Origin of the sequence: Pseudomonas sp. GL-B-12, assembly GCF_019955895.1 — a bacterium.
Taxonomy (GTDB): domain Bacteria; phylum Pseudomonadota; class Gammaproteobacteria; order Pseudomonadales; family Pseudomonadaceae; genus Aquipseudomonas.
Window position 1 is genome coordinate 29,204 of record NZ_JAHBCX010000040.1, and the last position, 17,330, is coordinate 46,533.

Below are 17,330 nucleotides of genomic sequence, written 5' to 3' on the forward strand. Positions count from 1 at the left end.
CGTCGTATTTATGTTTCTCGATGATGCTGTTCTGTCCGCCGGCCTTGCTTGCGAGATCGGCTGTCAGGGAGATGATTGGCGACCTCCTCTATATAGAAAGGTTGGCGCAGAGCCCTGGCGTGATTGGCTGTATTTGCCATCGGGGCGAGGTGCATTCGTGCATTCGCACCTATAAATTGCCTGCTGCGTTTTTACCCGTTTTCAGTAGGGTGACTTCTTGAGTTTGACCCACTAGAATGCATGCCCTTGATTCTGGGGTCGGAAACGGCCGGCTAACGTCTGTGCAACGAGGAATATCCATGCAAGTTTCTGTTGAAAATACTACTGCTCTTGAGCGCCGCATGAGCGTCACCGTGCCGGCTGAGCGCATCGAGAGCCAGGTCAACAAGCGTCTGCAGCAGACCGCCCAAAAGGCCAAGATTGCTGGCTTCCGTCCAGGCAAAGTGCCAATGAGCGAAATCAAGCGCCGTTTCGGTGCTGACGCTCGCCAGGAAGCTGTAGGCGACGTGATCCAGTCTTCCTTCTACGAAGCTGTGGTTGAGCAGAAGCTGAACCCGGCTGGCCAGCCTTCGATCGAGCCAAAATCCCTGGAAGCGGGCAAGGACCTGGAATACGTAGCCGTATTCGAAGTGTTCCCTGAGTTCACCGTTGCCGGTTTCGAAGGTATCACCGTAGAGCGCCTGAGCGCTGACGTGTCTGATGCCGATCTGGACAAGATGCTGGACATCCTGCGCAAGCAGAACACCCGTTTCGAAGTGGCCGATCGCGCCGCTCAAAACGAAGACCAGCTGAACATTGACTTCGTTGGCAAGGTCGACGGTGAAGTGTTCGCTGGCGGTTCCGCCAAGGGTACTCAGCTGGTTCTGGGTTCCGGCCGCATGATCCCTGGTTTCGAAGATGGCCTGGTTGGCGCAAAAGCCGGTGAAGAACGTGTTCTGAACCTGACTTTCCCAGAGGACTATCAGAACCTGGACCTGGCTGGCAAAACCGCCGAGTTCACCGTGACCGTCAACACCGTTTCCGAGCCAAAGCTGCCAGAACTGACCGAAGAGTTCTTCGCTCAATTCGGCATCAAGGAAACCGGTCTGGAAGGCTTCCGCGCCGAAGTTCGCAAGAACATGGAGCGCGAGCTGCGTCAGGCGATCAAGTCCAAGGTCAAGAATCAGGTAATGGACGGTCTGCTGTCCACCAACCCGATCGAAGTGCCAAAGGCCCTGCTGTCCAACGAAGTTGACCGTCTGCGCGTGCAGGCTGTCCAGCAGTTCGGCGGCAACATCAAGCCTGACCAACTGCCGGCCGAGCTGTTCGAAGAGCAAGCCAAGCGCCGTGTAGTGCTGGGCCTGATCGTGGCTGAAGTGGTCAAGCAATTCGACCTCAAGCCTGACGAAGCCCGCGTTCGCGAGATGATTCAGGAAATGGCTTCGGCCTACCAGGAGCCTGAGCAAGTTGTGTCTTGGTACTACAAGAACGACCAGCAACTGAACGAAGTTCGCTCGGTTGTGCTGGAAGAGCAAGTTGTGGATACTGTTCTGCAGAAAGCTAGCGTGACCGATAAATCGGTCTCTTACGAAGAAGCGGTCAAGCCGGTAGAAGCTCCACAAGCCGACTGATTGTTTTTGCGGTAAGAAGCACACACCATAAGCCAGCCTTCGAGCTGGCTTATGCGTATTCAAGACATAACTATTTGGGAGTGACTGCAGAGCATGTTCCGTAATTCGTATATTCAGCAGAACTCTGATATCCAGGCCGCAGGCGGCCTGGTCCCGATGGTTGTCGAGCAGTCCGCTCGTGGCGAGCGCGCCTACGACATTTACTCGCGCCTGCTCAAGGAGCGTGTGATCTTTCTGGTTGGCCCGGTAGAGGACTACATGGCCAACCTGATCTGTGCGCAACTGCTGTTCCTTGAAGCGGAAAACCCGGACAAGGACATCCATCTCTACATCAACTCCCCGGGCGGTTCGGTGACGGCGGGCATGTCGATCTACGACACCATGCAGTTCATCAAACCCAACGTGGCGACCACCTGTATCGGTCAGGCGTGCAGCATGGGTGCGTTCCTGCTGACGGCCGGTGCCCATGGCAAGCGTTACTGCCTGCCGAACTCGCGTGTGATGATTCACCAGCCACTGGGCGGTTTCCAGGGCCAGGCGTCGGATATCGAAATCCATGCCAAGGAAATCCTCTTTATTCGTGAGCGTCTCAACACGCTGATGGCCCAGCACAGCGGGCGCACTCTTGAAGAAATCGAGCGCGATACCAATCGCGACAATTTCATGAGTGCAGAAGCCGCGCGTGAGTACGGGTTGATCGACGAAGTGATCAGCCAGCGCCCTGCTTAAATTAAGCAGCTCAAAATAAGGTTGGTCGGCGGGTCCGATCACCAGCGGGCTTGAAAAAGCCCGCAATAGCCTTCATCTTGTGTTGCAAGCCTATCGGATTTGGATCGAACGAATGACTGACACCCGCAACGGCGAGGACAACGGCAAGCTGCTCTATTGCTCCTTCTGTGGCAAAAGCCAGCATGAAGTACGCAAATTGATTGCCGGCCCCTCGGTCTTTATCTGCGACGAGTGCGTCGACCTGTGCAATGACATCATCCGCGAGGAGGTTCAGGAAGCACAGGCCGAAAGCAGCGCGCATAAATTGCCTTCGCCTAAAGAAATCAGCGGCATCCTTGATCAGTATGTGATTGGTCAGGAGCGTGCGAAAAAGGTTCTGGCCGTAGCGGTGTACAACCACTACAAGCGCTTGAATCAGCGTGACAAAAAGAATGACGACGTCGAACTCGGCAAGAGCAACATCCTGCTGATCGGCCCGACAGGCTCGGGTAAGACCCTGCTTGCCGAAACACTGGCCCGCTTGCTGAACGTTCCGTTCACCATCGCTGACGCAACCACCCTCACCGAGGCGGGTTACGTGGGTGAAGATGTCGAGAACATCATTCAGAAGCTGCTGCAGAAATGCGATTACGACGTGGAAAAAGCCCAGATGGGCATTGTCTACATCGATGAAATCGACAAGATTTCGCGCAAGTCTGACAACCCGTCGATCACCCGGGACGTTTCCGGTGAAGGCGTGCAGCAGGCCTTGCTCAAGTTGATCGAAGGCACGGTCGCTTCCGTTCCACCACAAGGTGGTCGCAAGCATCCGCAGCAGGAATTCCTGCAGGTCGACACCCGTAACATCCTGTTCATCTGCGGTGGCGCGTTCTCTGGTCTTGAGAAAGTCATTCAAAACCGTTCCACCAAGGGTGGCATCGGTTTCAACGCAGAAGTGCGCAGCAAGGAAGAAGGCAAGAAAGTCGGTGAATCCCTGCGTGAAGTCGAGCCTGACGATCTGGTCAAGTTCGGTCTGATCCCGGAATTCGTCGGTCGTCTGCCGGTACTTGCCACGCTGGACGAGCTTGACGAGGCTGCGCTGATGCAGATCCTCACCGAGCCGAAAAATGCCCTGACCAAGCAGTATGCCAAGCTGTTCGAGATGGAAGGCGTGGATCTGGAATTCCGTTCTGACGCTCTGAAATCGGTCGCCAAACGAGCCCTGGAGCGTAAAACCGGTGCCCGTGGCCTGCGTTCGATTCTTGAAGGTGTATTGCTCGACACTATGTATGAAATCCCCTCGCAATCGGAGGTGAGTAAAGTAGTGATCGATGAAAGCGTGATAGAAGGCAAGTCCAAGCCACTGTATATCTACGAGAACAGTGAGCCGACCGCCAAGGCCGCGCCAGACGCTTAAGCGTCACGCAGCTTGAATAAAGAAGGGGCCTTCGGGCCCCTTTGCTATTTGGCGCTGGCTTGTCGGATCGCTGCACCGCAGCGAAGGCGGCCTGACAGCCGATCTGATTTTCGGATGTGTCCGGGCCATCTCACGCGCTATGCCAGCTGCAATCTTTCAAGTGGTTCTTTTATCCGCTTGTTTTTTTCCAAGGCAGCCCCCATCTTGGTTTCAAGCTTACTTCCATCTGTTTACGGCCTTACGGCCGCCGTAGAGGCGAAATCATGAAGACAACCATCGAATTGCCTCTCCTGCCATTGCGTGATGTCGTGGTTTATCCGCACATGGTTATCCCGCTGTTCGTGGGGCGCGAGAAATCCATCGAAGCCCTCGAGGCTGCGATGACGGGTGACAAGCAGATTCTTCTGCTGGCCCAGAGAAACCCGGCTGACGACGATCCCGGTGAAGATGCCCTGTATCGCGTTGGTACAATTGCCACTGTTCTGCAGCTGCTGAAGCTGCCTGACGGAACGGTCAAGGTTCTGGTCGAAGGCGAGCAGCGGGGCGCTGTCGAGCGCTTCAGCGAAGTGGACGGCCACTGCCGTGCCGAAGTCTCCCTGATCGACGAAGTTGAAGCGCCAGAGCGCGAGTCGGAAGTGTTCGTTCGCAGCCTGCTGTCTCAGTTCGAGCAATACGTGCAGTTGGGCAAGAAAGTCCCGGCTGAAGTCCTGTCGTCGCTCAACAGTATCGACGAGCCAGGCCGCCTGGTGGACACCATGGCCGCGCACATGGCGCTGAAGATCGAACAGAAGCAGGAAATCCTCGAAATCATCGATTTGTCGGCCCGGGTCGAGCACGTTCTGGCGTTGCTGGATGCCGAGATCGATCTGCTGCAAGTCGAAAAACGCATTCGCGGCCGCGTCAAAAAACAAATGGAGCGCAGTCAGCGCGAGTACTACCTGAATGAGCAGATGAAGGCCATTCAGAAAGAGCTCGGCGACAGCGACGAAGGTCACAACGAAGTCGAAGAGCTGAAAAAGCGTATCGATGCCGCCGGCCTGCCGAAAGACGCGCTGGCCAAGGCGACGGCCGAGCTGAACAAGCTCAAGCAGATGTCGCCGATGTCCGCGGAAGCGACCGTGGTGCGTTCGTACATCGACTGGCTGGTTCAAGTGCCGTGGAAGGCCCAGAGCAAGGTGCGCCTGGACCTGGCGCGTGCAGAAGACATTCTGGATGCCGACCACTATGGCCTCGAAGAGGTCAAGGAACGCATCCTCGAATACCTCGCCGTGCAAAAGCGTGTGAAAAAAATTCGTGGTCCGGTGTTGTGCCTGGTCGGTCCTCCAGGGGTGGGTAAAACGTCCCTGGCGGAGTCGATTGCTCACGCCACCAACCGCAAATTCGTGCGCATGGCCCTCGGCGGTGTACGTGATGAAGCGGAAATTCGTGGTCATCGCCGTACTTACATCGGTTCGATGCCAGGAAGATTGATTCAAAAGATGACAAAAGTGGGTGTCCGCAACCCGCTGTTCCTGCTCGATGAAATCGACAAGATGGGCAGCGACATGCGTGGCGATCCGGCATCGGCGTTGCTGGAAGTGCTCGATCCCGAGCAGAACCACAACTTCAACGATCACTATCTGGAAGTCGATTACGACCTGTCCGATGTGATGTTCCTGTGCACCTCGAACTCGATGAACATCCCGCCGGCGTTGCTGGATCGGATGGAAGTGATTCGTCTGCCGGGCTACACCGAAGACGAGAAGATCAACATCGCCGTCAAATACCTTTCGCCAAAACAGATCACGGCCAACGGCCTGAAGAAAGGCGAGCTGGAGTTTGACGCAGAAGCGATCCGCGACATCATCCGCTACTACACCCGTGAAGCCGGTGTGCGCGGGCTGGAGCGCCAGATTGCCAAGGTTTGCCGCAAGGCCGTCAAGGAGCATGCGCTGGAAAAACGCTTCTCGGTGAAGGTCTCCGCAGACATGCTGGAGCACTTCCTGGGCGTGCGCAAATTCCGCTACGGCCTGGCCGAGCAGCAGGATCAGATCGGCCAGGTGACCGGGCTGGCGTGGACTCAGGTGGGTGGCGAGCTGCTGACCATCGAAGCGGCCGTCGTACCGGGCAAGGGCCAGTTGATCAAGACCGGTTCTTTGGGTGACGTGATGGTCGAATCGATCACCGCGGCCTTGACCGTTGTCCGCAGCCGGGCGAAGAGCCTGGGGATCCCCCTGGACTTCCATGAGAAGCGCGACACGCACATCCATATGCCGGAAGGGGCGACTCCCAAGGACGGTCCTAGCGCCGGTGTAGGCATGTGCACGGCACTGGTATCGGCATTGACCGGCATTCCGGTGCGCGCGGATGTCGCCATGACCGGTGAAATCACGTTGCGTGGCCAGGTACTGGCCATTGGCGGCTTGAAAGAAAAACTGCTGGCTGCCCATCGTGGCGGAATCAAGACCGTGATCATTCCTGAAGAGAATGTGCGCGATCTCAAAGAGATTCCGGACAATATCAAGCAGGATCTACAGATTAAACCGGTTAAATGGATTGACGAGGTCCTGCAAATTGCGTTGCAATACGCGCCGGAGCCCTTGCCGGACGTGGCTCCGGAGATAGTCGCGAAGGATGAGAAGCGCGACGCAGATTCTAAGGAAAGAATTAGCACGCATTAGTACGTATTTGCCTGGGGGGCTTTCTTGACAGCTTTTTAGAGCCCTTGTTATAAAGCGGCTCTTAAGTGTCTGTAGGCCATTCAGCACTCGTTTTTGCTTTCACCAAAAAAACTTAGAATCATACTCAAATAGATATAAGGGGACTTAGAGTGAACAAGTCGGAACTGATTGATGCTATCGCTGCATCCGCTGATATCCCGAAAGCTGCTGCTGGCCGTGCGCTGGACGCTGTAATCGAATCCGTCACTGGCGCTCTCAAGGCTGGCGACTCTGTTGTTCTGGTTGGTTTCGGTACCTTCTCCGTAACGGATCGTCCAGCTCGCATTGGTCGTAACCCACAGACCGGTAAGACGCTGGAAATCGCAGCAGCCAAAAAACCAGGTTTCAAAGCCGGTAAAGCACTGAAAGAAGCTGTCAACTAAGTTCGATTCAGGTTTTTACCCATCCGGGTCGGGGTCATGCCTGACTTGGCAGCGGAGCGGCAGTCCTGACTGCAGGTCGCCGGTTCAAGACACCGAGGGTCGCCAGTTCGAGCCCTCGATCCGCTCCGCCAGTTACGAGAAGGCGCATCCTCGGATGCGCCTTTCTTCTATCCGGATTCTACCCACGCTCCACGGTTGCCTAATTTTGAAGTTCAACCGTTTCTGGGGGACGCATGCTGCAGAATATCAGGGACAATTCACAAGGCTGGATTGCCAAGACTATTATCGGGGTCATCGTAGTTCTGATGGCTTTGACCGGTTTCGATGCCATCTTCAAGGCCACGTCGCACAGTAATGATGCGGCCAAGGTCAATGGCGATGAAATCAGCCAGAACGAGCTGAGCCAGGCGGTTGATATGCAACGCCGCCAGCTCATGCAACAGCTGGGCAAGGATTTCGATGCTTCCTTGCTCGATGAAAAAATGTTGCGCGAATCGGCTCTCAAGGGCCTGATCGATCGCAAGCTGCTGCTGCAAGGCGCAGAACAATCGAAATTTGCTTTTTCCGAAGCGGCGCTTGATCAGGTCATCCTGCAAACACCAGAGTTTCAGGTTGATGGCAAGTTCAGCTCCGAGCGTTTCGACCAGGTGGTTCGCCAGCTCGGCTATAGCCGCATGCAATTCCGCCAGATGCTGGCTCAGGAAATGCTGATCGGTCAGCTGCGGGCCGGTCTGGCAGGTAGCGGTTTCGTGACCGATGCACAGGTGTTGGCGTTTGCCCGTCTGGAAAAACAGACCCGCGATTTCGCCTCCCTGAACATCAAGGCCGACCCGGCGGCGGTCAAGCTGACCGACGATGAGGTCAAGGCCTATTACGAGGAGCATGCCAAGGAATTCATGACGCCGGATCAGGTGGTCATCGATTACCTCGAGCTGAAGAAGGCTTCCTTCTTCGACCAGGTCAGCGTCAACGACGAAGACCTGCAAGCGGCCTATCAGAAAGAAATCGCGAACCTGTCCGAGCAACGCCGGGCTGCGCACATTCTGATTGAAGTCAACGACAAGACCACCGAGGCGCAAGCCAAGGCGAAGATCGAAGAGATCCAGGCCCGTCTGGCCAAGGGCGAGAAATTCGAGGCGCTGGCCAAGGAGTTCTCCCAGGATCCGGGTTCGGCGAACAACGGCGGTGACCTGGGTTATGCCGGTCCTGGCGTTTACGACCCGGCGTTCGAAAAAGCCCTGTATTCGTTGACCATGGACCAGGTCTCGGGGCCGGTTCGCACCGACTTCGGATTCCACCTGGTCAAGCTGTTGGGCGTGGAAGCGCCAGAAGTGCCAGCGTTCGCCAGCCTGAAAGACAAGCTGACCCGCGGTCTGAAAACCCAGCAGGTCGAGCAGCGTTTCGTTGAGGCGAGCAAGCAACTGGAAGACGCCTCGTTTGAAGCGTCCGATCTGGCTCAGCCAGCGCAGGACCTGAAACTGACCGTCCATACGTCCAAGCCGTTCGGCCGTGAAGGCAGTGAGGGTATTGCGGCCAACCGTGGCGTAATCACTGCCGCGTTCAGCCCGGAAGTCCTGGATGAGGGCGCGAACAGCACCGCCATCGAGCTCGATCCGGAAACCGTGGTCGTGTTGCGTGCCAAGGAGCACCTGAAGCCTTCGCAATTGCCGCTGGAAAGCGTCTCTGCCGCGATCCGTGTGCAATTGGCCAAGGAGCACGCCAGTGCCGATGCCAAGACCAAGGCTGAAGCCCTGATTGCCAGCCTGCGCGATGGTAAGACCCCGCTGGATCAGGCGGTCGACGGCCAGGCCTGGAAAGTCACTGAAGCGGCGACTCGCGGTCAGGAAGGGGTCGACCCAGCGATGCTGCAAGCGCTGTTCCGCATGGCGAAGCCAGCGGCCAAGGACAAGCCGACCTTCACCAGCGTGACGCTGGCTGATGGCAGCCTGATGATCGTGCGCCTCAATGGCGTGAACGAAGCCGAGGCGCCGACCGAAGAAGAGAAAGCGCAGTATCGTCGCTACCTCGCTTCGCGCATCGGCCAGCAAGATTTTGCGGCTTATCGCAAGCAGTTGGAAAGCCAGGCAGACATCAAGCGTTACTGATGCCTGACCAGGTTTGACGCTGCACAGGAGACCCCGGCCGAAAGGCCGGGGTCTTTTTGTTTGGCCGTACGTCATATACCGCGGTGACTTTTGCGCAAAATCGGGGTCAATCAGCCTGTAACCGTTTTAAGGCACGATCGATGCTCCGCTAAGCATCGATCTGTTGCACAATACGCCCCGAACCGTTTTCCTCAGGATGTTCAATGTTTAAATCACTTCCCATGCGGGTTGTCGGGCTGGCAGCCATGCTCGCCACTGCGGCCGGTTGTTCATCGAACAAGGCCGCCATCTATGAGCATGAGAATTTCGACGACTCCGGAACCTTCTCCCGAAACTATCCGGTCACCGATACCCAGAGCTGTGAAGCCGCCCGTCGCGCCTTGCTCAGCCAGGGTTACATCATCACCAGCAACGATTCGAAGCTGGTCAGCGGCCACAAGAGCTTCCAGCAGACCGGCGAGAATCACATGGAGATCAGCTTCAGTGTGGTCTGTACCGATGACGGCAGCGAAGGGCATCACGCGACCGTATTCGCCAACGCCCTGCAGGATCGTTATGCGCTGAAGAAGACCAACAACTCCGCCAGTCTCGGTGTGGGCGTGTTGGGCTCGGTGTCGATGCCGATCGGCTCCTCTGATGACTCGATGGTCAAGGTCGCCAGCGAAACCGTATCGTCTGCCAAGTTCTACGAGCGTTTCTTCGCACTGGTCGAGCTGTTCCTGCCGCCGGAAGCGAAAAAGGCTGCGCACATCCCCGAAAAGCCGAAAACGGACCTGGGCATGCCTGAAGCCAAGGCAGCGCCGGCACCGCTGGCACCAGCCCCGGCAGCAGCTCCCGCTGTACAGCCTGCTGCACCTGCACCCGTTGAAACGGTTCCAGCGGCCTCCGAGCCGGTTGCTCCGCCTCCTGAAGCGGCGCCGATCACGCCGGCCGAGCGTGTAGAGCCTGCATCGTTCCAGGAAAGCGTCACGCCACCGTCGAACCCGAGTGACTTGCCTCCGCCGAGCGAACCCATCCCGGCGATGCCTGCCTCCGGTCAGTGATGGAGATGCCACAGGATCGGATCAGATGATCCGATCCTGTGACCAGCCAAAATATTGACCCGCATCAAGCAAGTCCGCTGTTCTGCGGCCTCCTGCGAAAAAATCCAATGCTAAATTCCTGACCAGCTGCTACGTTTTATTCAGTAGCGACAGAGTGTCGTGTCCGCGTCATTTTTCCTTCACGCGGGCACTTTATGCTCAAGGGATTGGTCATTTATTCAGACGTTTTTCAATACGGGTTGGGGGATTCAGAAATGGACGATTATCAAGAAGAGCTGCTCGAGTACCAGGCTTTCGAACTGGACCCACTGGAGCCAGCAGAAGACGCTACTGAGCTTTAAAGCTTCAACTTGTCGCTTGCAGCTAGAGGCTTTGAGCTGTTTTTCTATGACTGCGGCGAAATTCGCCGGGTGTCTGCCCGTTCCAGCGTTTGAATGCGCGTTGAAACGCTTCGGCTGAGGCAAAGCCCAGCAGGTAGGCGATCTCTCCGAACGCCAGTTCGGTGTCGCGTATGTAAGTCATGGCCAGGTCGCGGCGAGTGTCGTTGAGAATCGCACGAAACTGTGTGCCTTCATCGGCGAGCTTGCGGCGCAAGGTCCAGGTGGGCAGCTTCAGGCGTGTCGCCACCTCTTGCAGGTCGGGCTCGCGGCCACCATTGAGCAAGGGTCCCAGCAGCGCGATGATGCGTTCACGCAGGCTGCGGGTGCGTGTCAGTTGTTCCAGCTCCCGCTCACACAGTTGTAGCAAATGCCGCCAGGTGCTCGGGCAATGCTCGGGGTTGCGCTGGGCGAGACTTGCCAGGCTCAAGCGCAGTTGATTGCGCTCGCTGCCAAACTGAATCGGACAGTCACCCAAAACGTCATAGGCCGCGCGGTAACCGGGCTCTTCGAATTCGATTTCGATGCGTTCGGCGCGCAGCGGGGCAGGGCTGACACTGGATAATTGCTGCAGCCAGCCGGCGATGATCGAATCCACCACGAAGCGGTTGTAGGCGTTGTAGGGGCTGATCGAATAGAAGCGCAGCCAGGCGCCCCGGGCGTCTTCGTGAAAGCTTGATTGGCCCCGATAGTTCGAACCGTACAAGGCTTCGAATCGAATCAGGCAGCGCGCGGCTTCTCGTACTGTCGGCGCTTGGGCGGCCGTGACGCCAGCGAGGCCGGCCTGGCTCAGGCGACTGAGCTGACCCATGCGCAAGCCAAGGGCCGGGTCGTCGGTCAGTTGAATGGCGCCGTGGCCCAGGCGCATGTAGCGCGGAATCGACAGCCGGGCACCGGCTTCGCTCAGGCGCGCGGCATCAAGGCCGTATTGATCGAGCAGTGGCTGCGGATCGACGCCATGACTGCGCACGGCATCGGCCAGGCTATGAACAAAACCCACCGACAGATCGCCGAGGCGCATCGGCTGCGGTTTCATGGCTTACAACCAGAGGTTCAGCAAACGCGCACCCTGGGCGTTGCCGTCGGCAAAGTGCTGGCCGTTGCTGCTGAGGAAGCTCTGCCCGGCGCTGGCCTGATCCCAGAACTGACCCCGCAGGAACACACTCATGCCAGCGACGGCTTGACTGGCCGGACTCCGGCTCGTGAGAGTCAGGCGCTGCCAGGCCTGGCCTTCACTGACTTCTCCAGGCTTCAAGTTGACCGATGCCGGCGCCGAAGAACCCCTGTAGCCGTGCCATGGTTGATCCCAGGTGCCACGGCCGGCAACAAAGGCCGGTACCGCAACCAGCTGTACGCTCTGGTCGTTGAGCTTGAGGTAGTTGTCCGGGTACCAGCTGTCGTGGCCGATCAATACGCCCAGCCTTCCTGCGGGGGTATCAACGACGTTGAGCGAGTGCTCGCCGTTCGCCTTGATCCCGTTCTGTTCTGCGAAGAACGGGTGCATCTGGCGCTGGGGCTGGCCGATCGGCAGGCCATCGCTGTTGAACACTACGCTGCTGTTGTACAGCGCGCCGCGGCCGATTTTCAGGGTGCCGTCGATGATGCTCGGTTCGGGCAGCACGATGGAGCCCGCCACCAGCGTGACGTGGAATTCTTTTGCCAGCCCTCCGAACAATGCCTGGTAGTCTCTGGCCATCGCCTTGGCTTTCATGCGCAGGTGGGCATCGTCCAGACGGTTGCCACCCTCGGCGCTGATCAACGCCTTGGCAAACTTCAGGGGATTGCTCACCGCCAGCCAGTTCATGGCCTCCTTGAGGGTGCTGGCCTGATACAACTCATCCTTCTCGCCACTGACCATCAGCCATGTACCGACGTGTTCCGGCAACACCACGACGGTCTTGCCGTTCAACAAGCCCTGGTCCCGGGCTGCTTGCAGATAGGCCGCGAGCTTGCGGTGCAAGCGCTCGGGACTTTGATAATCGGTAGGAAACAGTTCGGGCTGAATGCCCAACAGATTGCCACGGTCCGCAGGCGTGCCCTGGTCGACAGCCAGGTTGATCCGCAGGTCCGAAAGGTAATGACCCACCGGCCGGTCTGCGGCCCACATTGCGTAGGTCGTGAGGGCGGCGAGCAACGCCATGGAGAATGTCAGGTACAAAAGTTTGCGCATGGGGAAACAGTTTACAGCCTGGAGCCGGGCGTGGCTTTTCATTTGGAACTGGGTTGAGCATAAAGGGAATCAAGGGCTTAGTGGGCAAATTTCAACGTTGACGGTTTTTTCGCTGGCGGCTGCCTTTCTGCGCCGAGATGCAGCGATGAATGAACGGGTTAAACGAGAGGTGATTTGACGGGGTGGGGATCATGGGAGGAAAACGCCGGTCAGCCATCATTTGGCTCGACCGGCCGGCAGGTGAACGTTATTTGGTGACCAGCAGTTCCGGGCCGAGGTAGTCGTTGATCTGGTTGATATCGTCGTCGCCCAGGCTGCCCACTGAGGAGGCCAGGCGCAGGCGCGACATCAAATAGCGCAATTTGGCATCGAACAGATCGTGGCGCGCAACGAAGAGCAGCTCTTCGGCATTGAGGACGTCCGAGTTGGTGCTGGTGCCGCCCTCTTTGAAGCCCTTGCGTGACGATGCCAGTGAACGTTCGTTGGACTCCACTGCCTTCTCCAGCGCGCGAATGCGTTTGGCGCCGCTCAGGATGCCTTGATACTCACGGGTGGTTTCGGTGATGACTTCCTGTCGCGCGGCGTCGAGTTCGTCCATGGCCTTATCGCTATTGGCGCTGGCCTGGCGTGTCAACGCGCTGACGCCGCCACCGCTGTACAGTGGGATATTGACTTCCAGCCCGATTGAGCCGTAGTGGTTGCGTTGATTCAACTCGGAGAGTGACTGGCTCTCACCCGCGGTGTAGCCGGCAATGAAATCCAGTGTTGGCCAGTGGCCAGCCCTGGCACGCTTCACTTCTTCTGCTGCGAGGTCGCTGCTATAACGGCGCGCATGGATCAGCGGGCTATCGGTCTGGGCTTTGACCAACCAGTCCTGCAGGTTGCTCGGTAGCAGGGGTGGTGTATCGAAGCTCGGGCGCAAGGTGGTCAGTGACTCGGGGGTTTCACCGATATATTCCTCAAGCTTGCGGCGCGCGTTGATCAGGTTGTCTTGCGCTTCGATCAGCTCGGCGTCAGCGAGGTCGCGGCGAGCGGCCGACTCGTCGATGTCGGTGACGGTGCCGGCCCCCAGCTCCATGCGCCGCTTCGCCGAAGCGAGTTGCTCTTCGAAGGCGGTCAGCTTGGACTTGGCCAGGACGATGGTTTCGCTGGCCAGGAGCACATCGAAATAGCTTTCGGACAAGCGCACCGCGGCGTCCTGGGTCTTGGCATCGAATACCGCGTCGCTGTAGTCGGCACGCTGCTGACCCTGGCGGTATTCGGCCATCTTCTGTTTGTTGAACAGCGGCTGGCGCAGGCGCACGTTGGCGCCCTTGGAGTCGTAATGGAGATCTCTGTCGATGCCGCTCTGGCTTTGGGAGCCATTGACCTTGTTGTGGTAGCCCGAGGCATTGATCTGCGGTAGCAGGCCGGCCTTGCCGATGGCGCGGTTTTCCTCGCCAGCCTCTTTTTCATGCACGGAGGCCTGGTAGATAGGGCCCTGGAACTGCAACAGATCCCAGGCTTGCTTGAGGTCCATGGCGTTGGCCGGCAGGGCCAACCCCAGCAGGCAGAAGAGCAGGCAACGACGTTCCATCTCATTGTTCCTTGAATGAGCTGTCCACACGATCGAGCATTGGTTTAAGAAGATAGCTGATCATGTTGCGTTCGCCGGTCTTTATGGTGACGCTGGCGGGCATGCCGGGGCGAATGTGATTGCTGCCAAGCAGGCCCATGCCATCGGGCGTGACCTCCACCTGAGCCAGATAGAACGGTTGCTTGCTTTCCTCGTCCATCAGGCGGTCGGCGGAAATGGTCTTCACGCGGCCGGGGATGTTTGGCGTCTTGGCATGGTTGAAAGCCGGGAAGGAAATGTCCACGGGCAGGCCGGGGACCATCTTGTCGATGGCCTGCACGGGAATCATCGCGTCGACCTGCAGCGGTTCGTTGACCGGAACGATTTCCATGATTTTGAAGCCGGGCTGAATGATCCCGCCGACGGTGGCAATGCTCAGGCCCTGGACCATGCCATCGATCGGCGAACGAATCACCGTGTGGGTCACTTCATAGTCGAGCGAGCGCAAGCGGTCGGCCAGGGTGGTGTTTTCCTTGGCGGTGTCGGTCAGTTGCGATTCGACTTCCTTCAGGTAATCGTGCTGGCGCTGCAGGATGCGCAGCTTGATTTCGGTGGTCTGGCTACGCACGCGGGCAATGTTGTTGAGGTTCTCGGCCTGGCCGGCGGAGAGCTCGGCATTGTTGCGTTCCAGCTCAAGCAGGCGGTTGCGCGGCACATAGCCTTCGGCCGTCAGCACGCGGGTGCCTTGCAGTTCCTGGTTGAGGAAGCTGATCTGCGAGGCGCGGGCGCTATAGACCTGCTGCAGGCCCTTGAGCTGCACTGCCGAGGCTGCCAGGTTTTCCTGCAGGATGCTGATTTCGCCAGCGAGTCCGGCGCGCCGGGTGTCCAGCAGGCGCTGTTGCAGGTCCATGGCGGCCTCCAGGCGGTGGTCATCCTTGAAGCGCTTGAGCAACTCGGGGTCGAAGTTCACCACATCGCGGCCGTCACGTTCCGCTTCCAGGCGGTTTTCCACGGTCTTGCTGACGATGTACTGGGCGCTGACCGCACCTTCTTCGGCAGCGGCACGCAACGAGTCGAGGCGGACCACCTCCTGACCCTTTGTCACTAGATCGCCTTCGCGAACGAGAATGGCCTCCACGGTACCGCCGGAGAGGTGCTGCACGGCTTTGCGATTGTTGGTGACTTTGACCGTGCCTGTCGCGACCACGCCGGCATCCAGCGGCGCGAGCCAGGACCACAGGAGGAAGCCGCCGAAGCCGGCGAGCACCAGCCACACGCCCCATCGCGCGGGTTTACCGACGTCCAGATCTACCATGCTCCTGGTATCGGCTTTGATCATCTCGGTGTGTTGGCTCATTTGCATGATCGGTCACTCCCGTGCTTTGACGGAGGCCAGAGGGGTCGACGCGCCTGCAGGCATTACAGCGGCCTTGCGTAGCGCTGCGAATACTTCATCGCGCGTGCCGAGCATTTGCACGCCGCCGTCGCGCAACATCAGTACTTTATCGACGGCGCAGAGTACGTTGGGACGGTGGGAAATCAGAATGACGGTGGCACCGCGGCCCTTGAGTTCGGCCAGCGCATCGACCAAGGCCTTTTCGCCGACGTCGTCGAGGTTGGCGTTCGGCTCATCCAGCACGATCAGATTGGGCTCGCCATACAATGCGCGGGCCAAGGCGATTCGTTGCTTCTGGCCACCGGAAAGCGGGCTGCCATCGGTGCCCAGACGGGTGTCATAACCCTGTGGAAAACGAAGGATCATCTCGTGCACGCCAGTGATCTTGGCGGCGCGGATGACCGCTTCGCTGTCCACTTCGCCAAAGCGCGCAATGTTGTCGGCGATGTTGCCCTCGAACAGCTCCACGTCCTGTGGCAGGTAGCCGAGCCAGGGGCCAAGTTCACCCTTGTTCCAGGTGAATATGTCCGCGCCGTCCAGGCGTACCTTGCCCGCCTGCGCCGGCCAGACGCCAACCAGCAGGCGGGCGAGGGTGGATTTGCCCGAGGCGGATGGACCGATAATGCCAAGGCTTTCGCCGGGGACAAGGCTGAAGCCCACCCCGCGCAGAATCGTGTTGTTGGTACCGGGGGCGCCGGCATACACATTCTCCACCGCCAACATGCCCTGCGGCCGCTGCAGCGACATGCTCGGTGGCCGGCGCGGATAGTCGTGCAGCATCTCGTTGAGCCGTCCCCAGGCCGAACGGCAGCCGAGCAGTTGCTTCCACGACGCGATGACCTGTTCCACCGGGCCCAGTGCGCGGCCGGTGAGGATCGAGCAGGCAATCATCATCCCCGGGGTGATCTTGCCGTCGATCGCCAGCAGCGCACCGGCGCCGAGGATCAGCGACTGCAAAGTGATCCGCACGAAGCGCCCGGTGCTGCTGATCAAGGCGGCGCGGTCGGAGGCCAGGGTCTGCATTTCCAGGATGCGCAAATGGCTTTGGTACCAGCGCTTGCTGATCGACGGCAGCATGCCCATGGCCTCGATGACCTCGGCATTGCGCAGGTTGTTGTTGGCGTACAGGGCGGAGGAGAGGGCGGCCTGATTGGCTTCGGCCAGCGGCTTCTGCGTCGCCTTCTCGGTGAGCCAAGCCAGGGCCACCAGAATCAGCGAGCCGATCAGCGTGAGCAGTCCGAGCAGTGGGTGGATCAGATAGGCGACCAGCAGATAGATCGGTGTCCACGGTGCATCGAAGAAAGCGAACAGGGAGTTGCCGGTGACGAACTGACGAACCTGCGCGAGATCTTGCAGCGCCTGGGCCGGATTACCTCCGGCGCGGCTCAGGTTGCGCTCGAATGCAGCGGTGAAAATGCGCTGGTTGAGCTCCATGTCGAGGCAGTTGCCGACCCGGATCAGCACGCGGGTGCGGATCATTTCCAGCGTAGACATCAGCAAGAACAGACCTAACACCAGAACGGTCAACATCGCCAGCGTCGTGACGTTGCGACTGACCAGGGCTCGATCATAGACCTGCAGCATATAAACGGCTGGCGTCAACATCATGACGTTTATGACACCGCTGAACGCTGCCAGCGAGTAAAAACTGCGGCGCATGCGAAAGATCGCGTCGGCCAGTTCGGAACGGATGCTCGACTGCTTGGGCATGTTGGTCCTCCCACTTCGAAAAAGCCGGTTGCCCCTGTGGCGCAACAGTTAACGGTAAATGTAGATCCGTAAACAGCTTATGGACACGCAGGCTGGTCGCTCTATGGATGGCGAGTCTTGCGAAATCGCAGCGTTGCTCCCTTATGCAGCAGCGTAG

At 58.5% G+C, this 17,330-nt stretch carries 12 protein-coding genes; 7 read left to right on the forward strand and 5 right to left on the reverse strand.

All coding sequences use genetic code 11. The features are described from left to right. The first annotated feature begins 299 nt into the window (after positions 1-299). The 7 genes from tig to KGA85_RS21530 all read left to right on the forward strand — a co-directional run bounded on the left by tig (position 300) and on the right by KGA85_RS21530 (position 9,965). Positions 300-1,610 carry a trigger factor gene (tig, locus tag KGA85_RS21500; protein ID WP_223458464.1) on the forward strand — a complete coding sequence of 437 codons (1,311 nt, stop codon included), beginning with the start codon at positions 300-302 and terminating at the stop codon, positions 1,608-1,610. Between the two features lie 93 nt (positions 1,611-1,703). Next, positions 1,704-2,339, forward strand: coding sequence for an ATP-dependent Clp endopeptidase proteolytic subunit ClpP (gene clpP / locus KGA85_RS21505; protein ID WP_223449179.1), 636 nt, complete (start codon positions 1,704-1,706; stop codon positions 2,337-2,339). Between the two features lie 112 nt (positions 2,340-2,451). Beyond that, positions 2,452-3,735 carry an ATP-dependent Clp protease ATP-binding subunit ClpX gene (gene clpX, locus KGA85_RS21510; protein WP_007982210.1) on the forward strand — a complete coding sequence of 428 codons (1,284 nt, stop codon included), beginning with the start codon at positions 2,452-2,454 and terminating at the stop codon, positions 3,733-3,735. Between the two features lie 263 nt (positions 3,736-3,998). Further along, on the forward strand, positions 3,999-6,395 hold the full coding sequence (gene lon / locus KGA85_RS21515) for an endopeptidase La (protein WP_223458466.1): 2,397 nt from the start codon (positions 3,999-4,001) through the stop codon (positions 6,393-6,395). A 149-nt stretch (positions 6,396-6,544) separates the two neighbouring features. Next, positions 6,545-6,817 carry an HU family DNA-binding protein gene (locus tag KGA85_RS21520; protein WP_002552737.1) on the forward strand — a complete coding sequence of 91 codons (273 nt, stop codon included), beginning with the start codon at positions 6,545-6,547 and terminating at the stop codon, positions 6,815-6,817. A gap of 233 nt (positions 6,818-7,050) precedes the next feature. Further along, the gene (locus tag KGA85_RS21525; RefSeq protein ID WP_223458468.1) at positions 7,051-8,922 is read left to right on the forward strand and encodes a SurA N-terminal domain-containing protein; all 1,872 of its coding nucleotides are present in this window, start codon (positions 7,051-7,053) and stop codon (positions 8,920-8,922) included. A 203-nt stretch (positions 8,923-9,125) separates the two neighbouring features. After that, positions 9,126-9,965, forward strand: a complete 840-nt coding sequence (locus KGA85_RS21530; RefSeq protein ID WP_223458469.1) for a DUF2242 domain-containing protein — start codon at positions 9,126-9,128, stop codon at positions 9,963-9,965. 363 nt (positions 9,966-10,328) lie between these two features. Here KGA85_RS21530 and KGA85_RS21535 read toward each other — a convergent pair whose 3' ends face one another. From KGA85_RS21535 to KGA85_RS21555, 5 genes are all read right to left on the reverse strand, one after another. Then, the gene (locus tag KGA85_RS21535; RefSeq protein WP_223458471.1) at positions 10,329-11,378 is read right to left on the reverse strand and encodes an AraC family transcriptional regulator; all 1,050 of its coding nucleotides are present in this window, start codon (positions 11,376-11,378) and stop codon (positions 10,329-10,331) included. A gap of 3 nt (positions 11,379-11,381) precedes the next feature. After that, positions 11,382-12,512, reverse strand: a complete 1,131-nt coding sequence (locus KGA85_RS21540) for a carbon-nitrogen hydrolase family protein (RefSeq protein WP_223458472.1) — start codon at positions 12,510-12,512, stop codon at positions 11,382-11,384. A gap of 247 nt (positions 12,513-12,759) precedes the next feature. Next, on the reverse strand, positions 12,760-14,088 hold the full coding sequence (locus KGA85_RS21545; protein ID WP_223458473.1) for a TolC family outer membrane protein: 1,329 nt from the start codon (positions 14,086-14,088) through the stop codon (positions 12,760-12,762). Position 14,089: 1 nt separating this feature from the next. Next, positions 14,090-15,430 carry an HlyD family type I secretion periplasmic adaptor subunit gene (locus tag KGA85_RS21550; RefSeq protein WP_223458474.1) on the reverse strand — a complete coding sequence of 447 codons (1,341 nt, stop codon included), beginning with the start codon at positions 15,428-15,430 and terminating at the stop codon, positions 14,090-14,092. Positions 15,431-15,436: 6 nt separating this feature from the next. Then, positions 15,437-17,173 (reverse strand): type I secretion system permease/ATPase, encoded by a 1,737-nt coding sequence (locus tag KGA85_RS21555; RefSeq protein ID WP_223458476.1) that lies wholly within the window; start codon positions 17,171-17,173, stop codon positions 15,437-15,439. Positions 17,174-17,330: the final 157 nt, after the last annotated feature.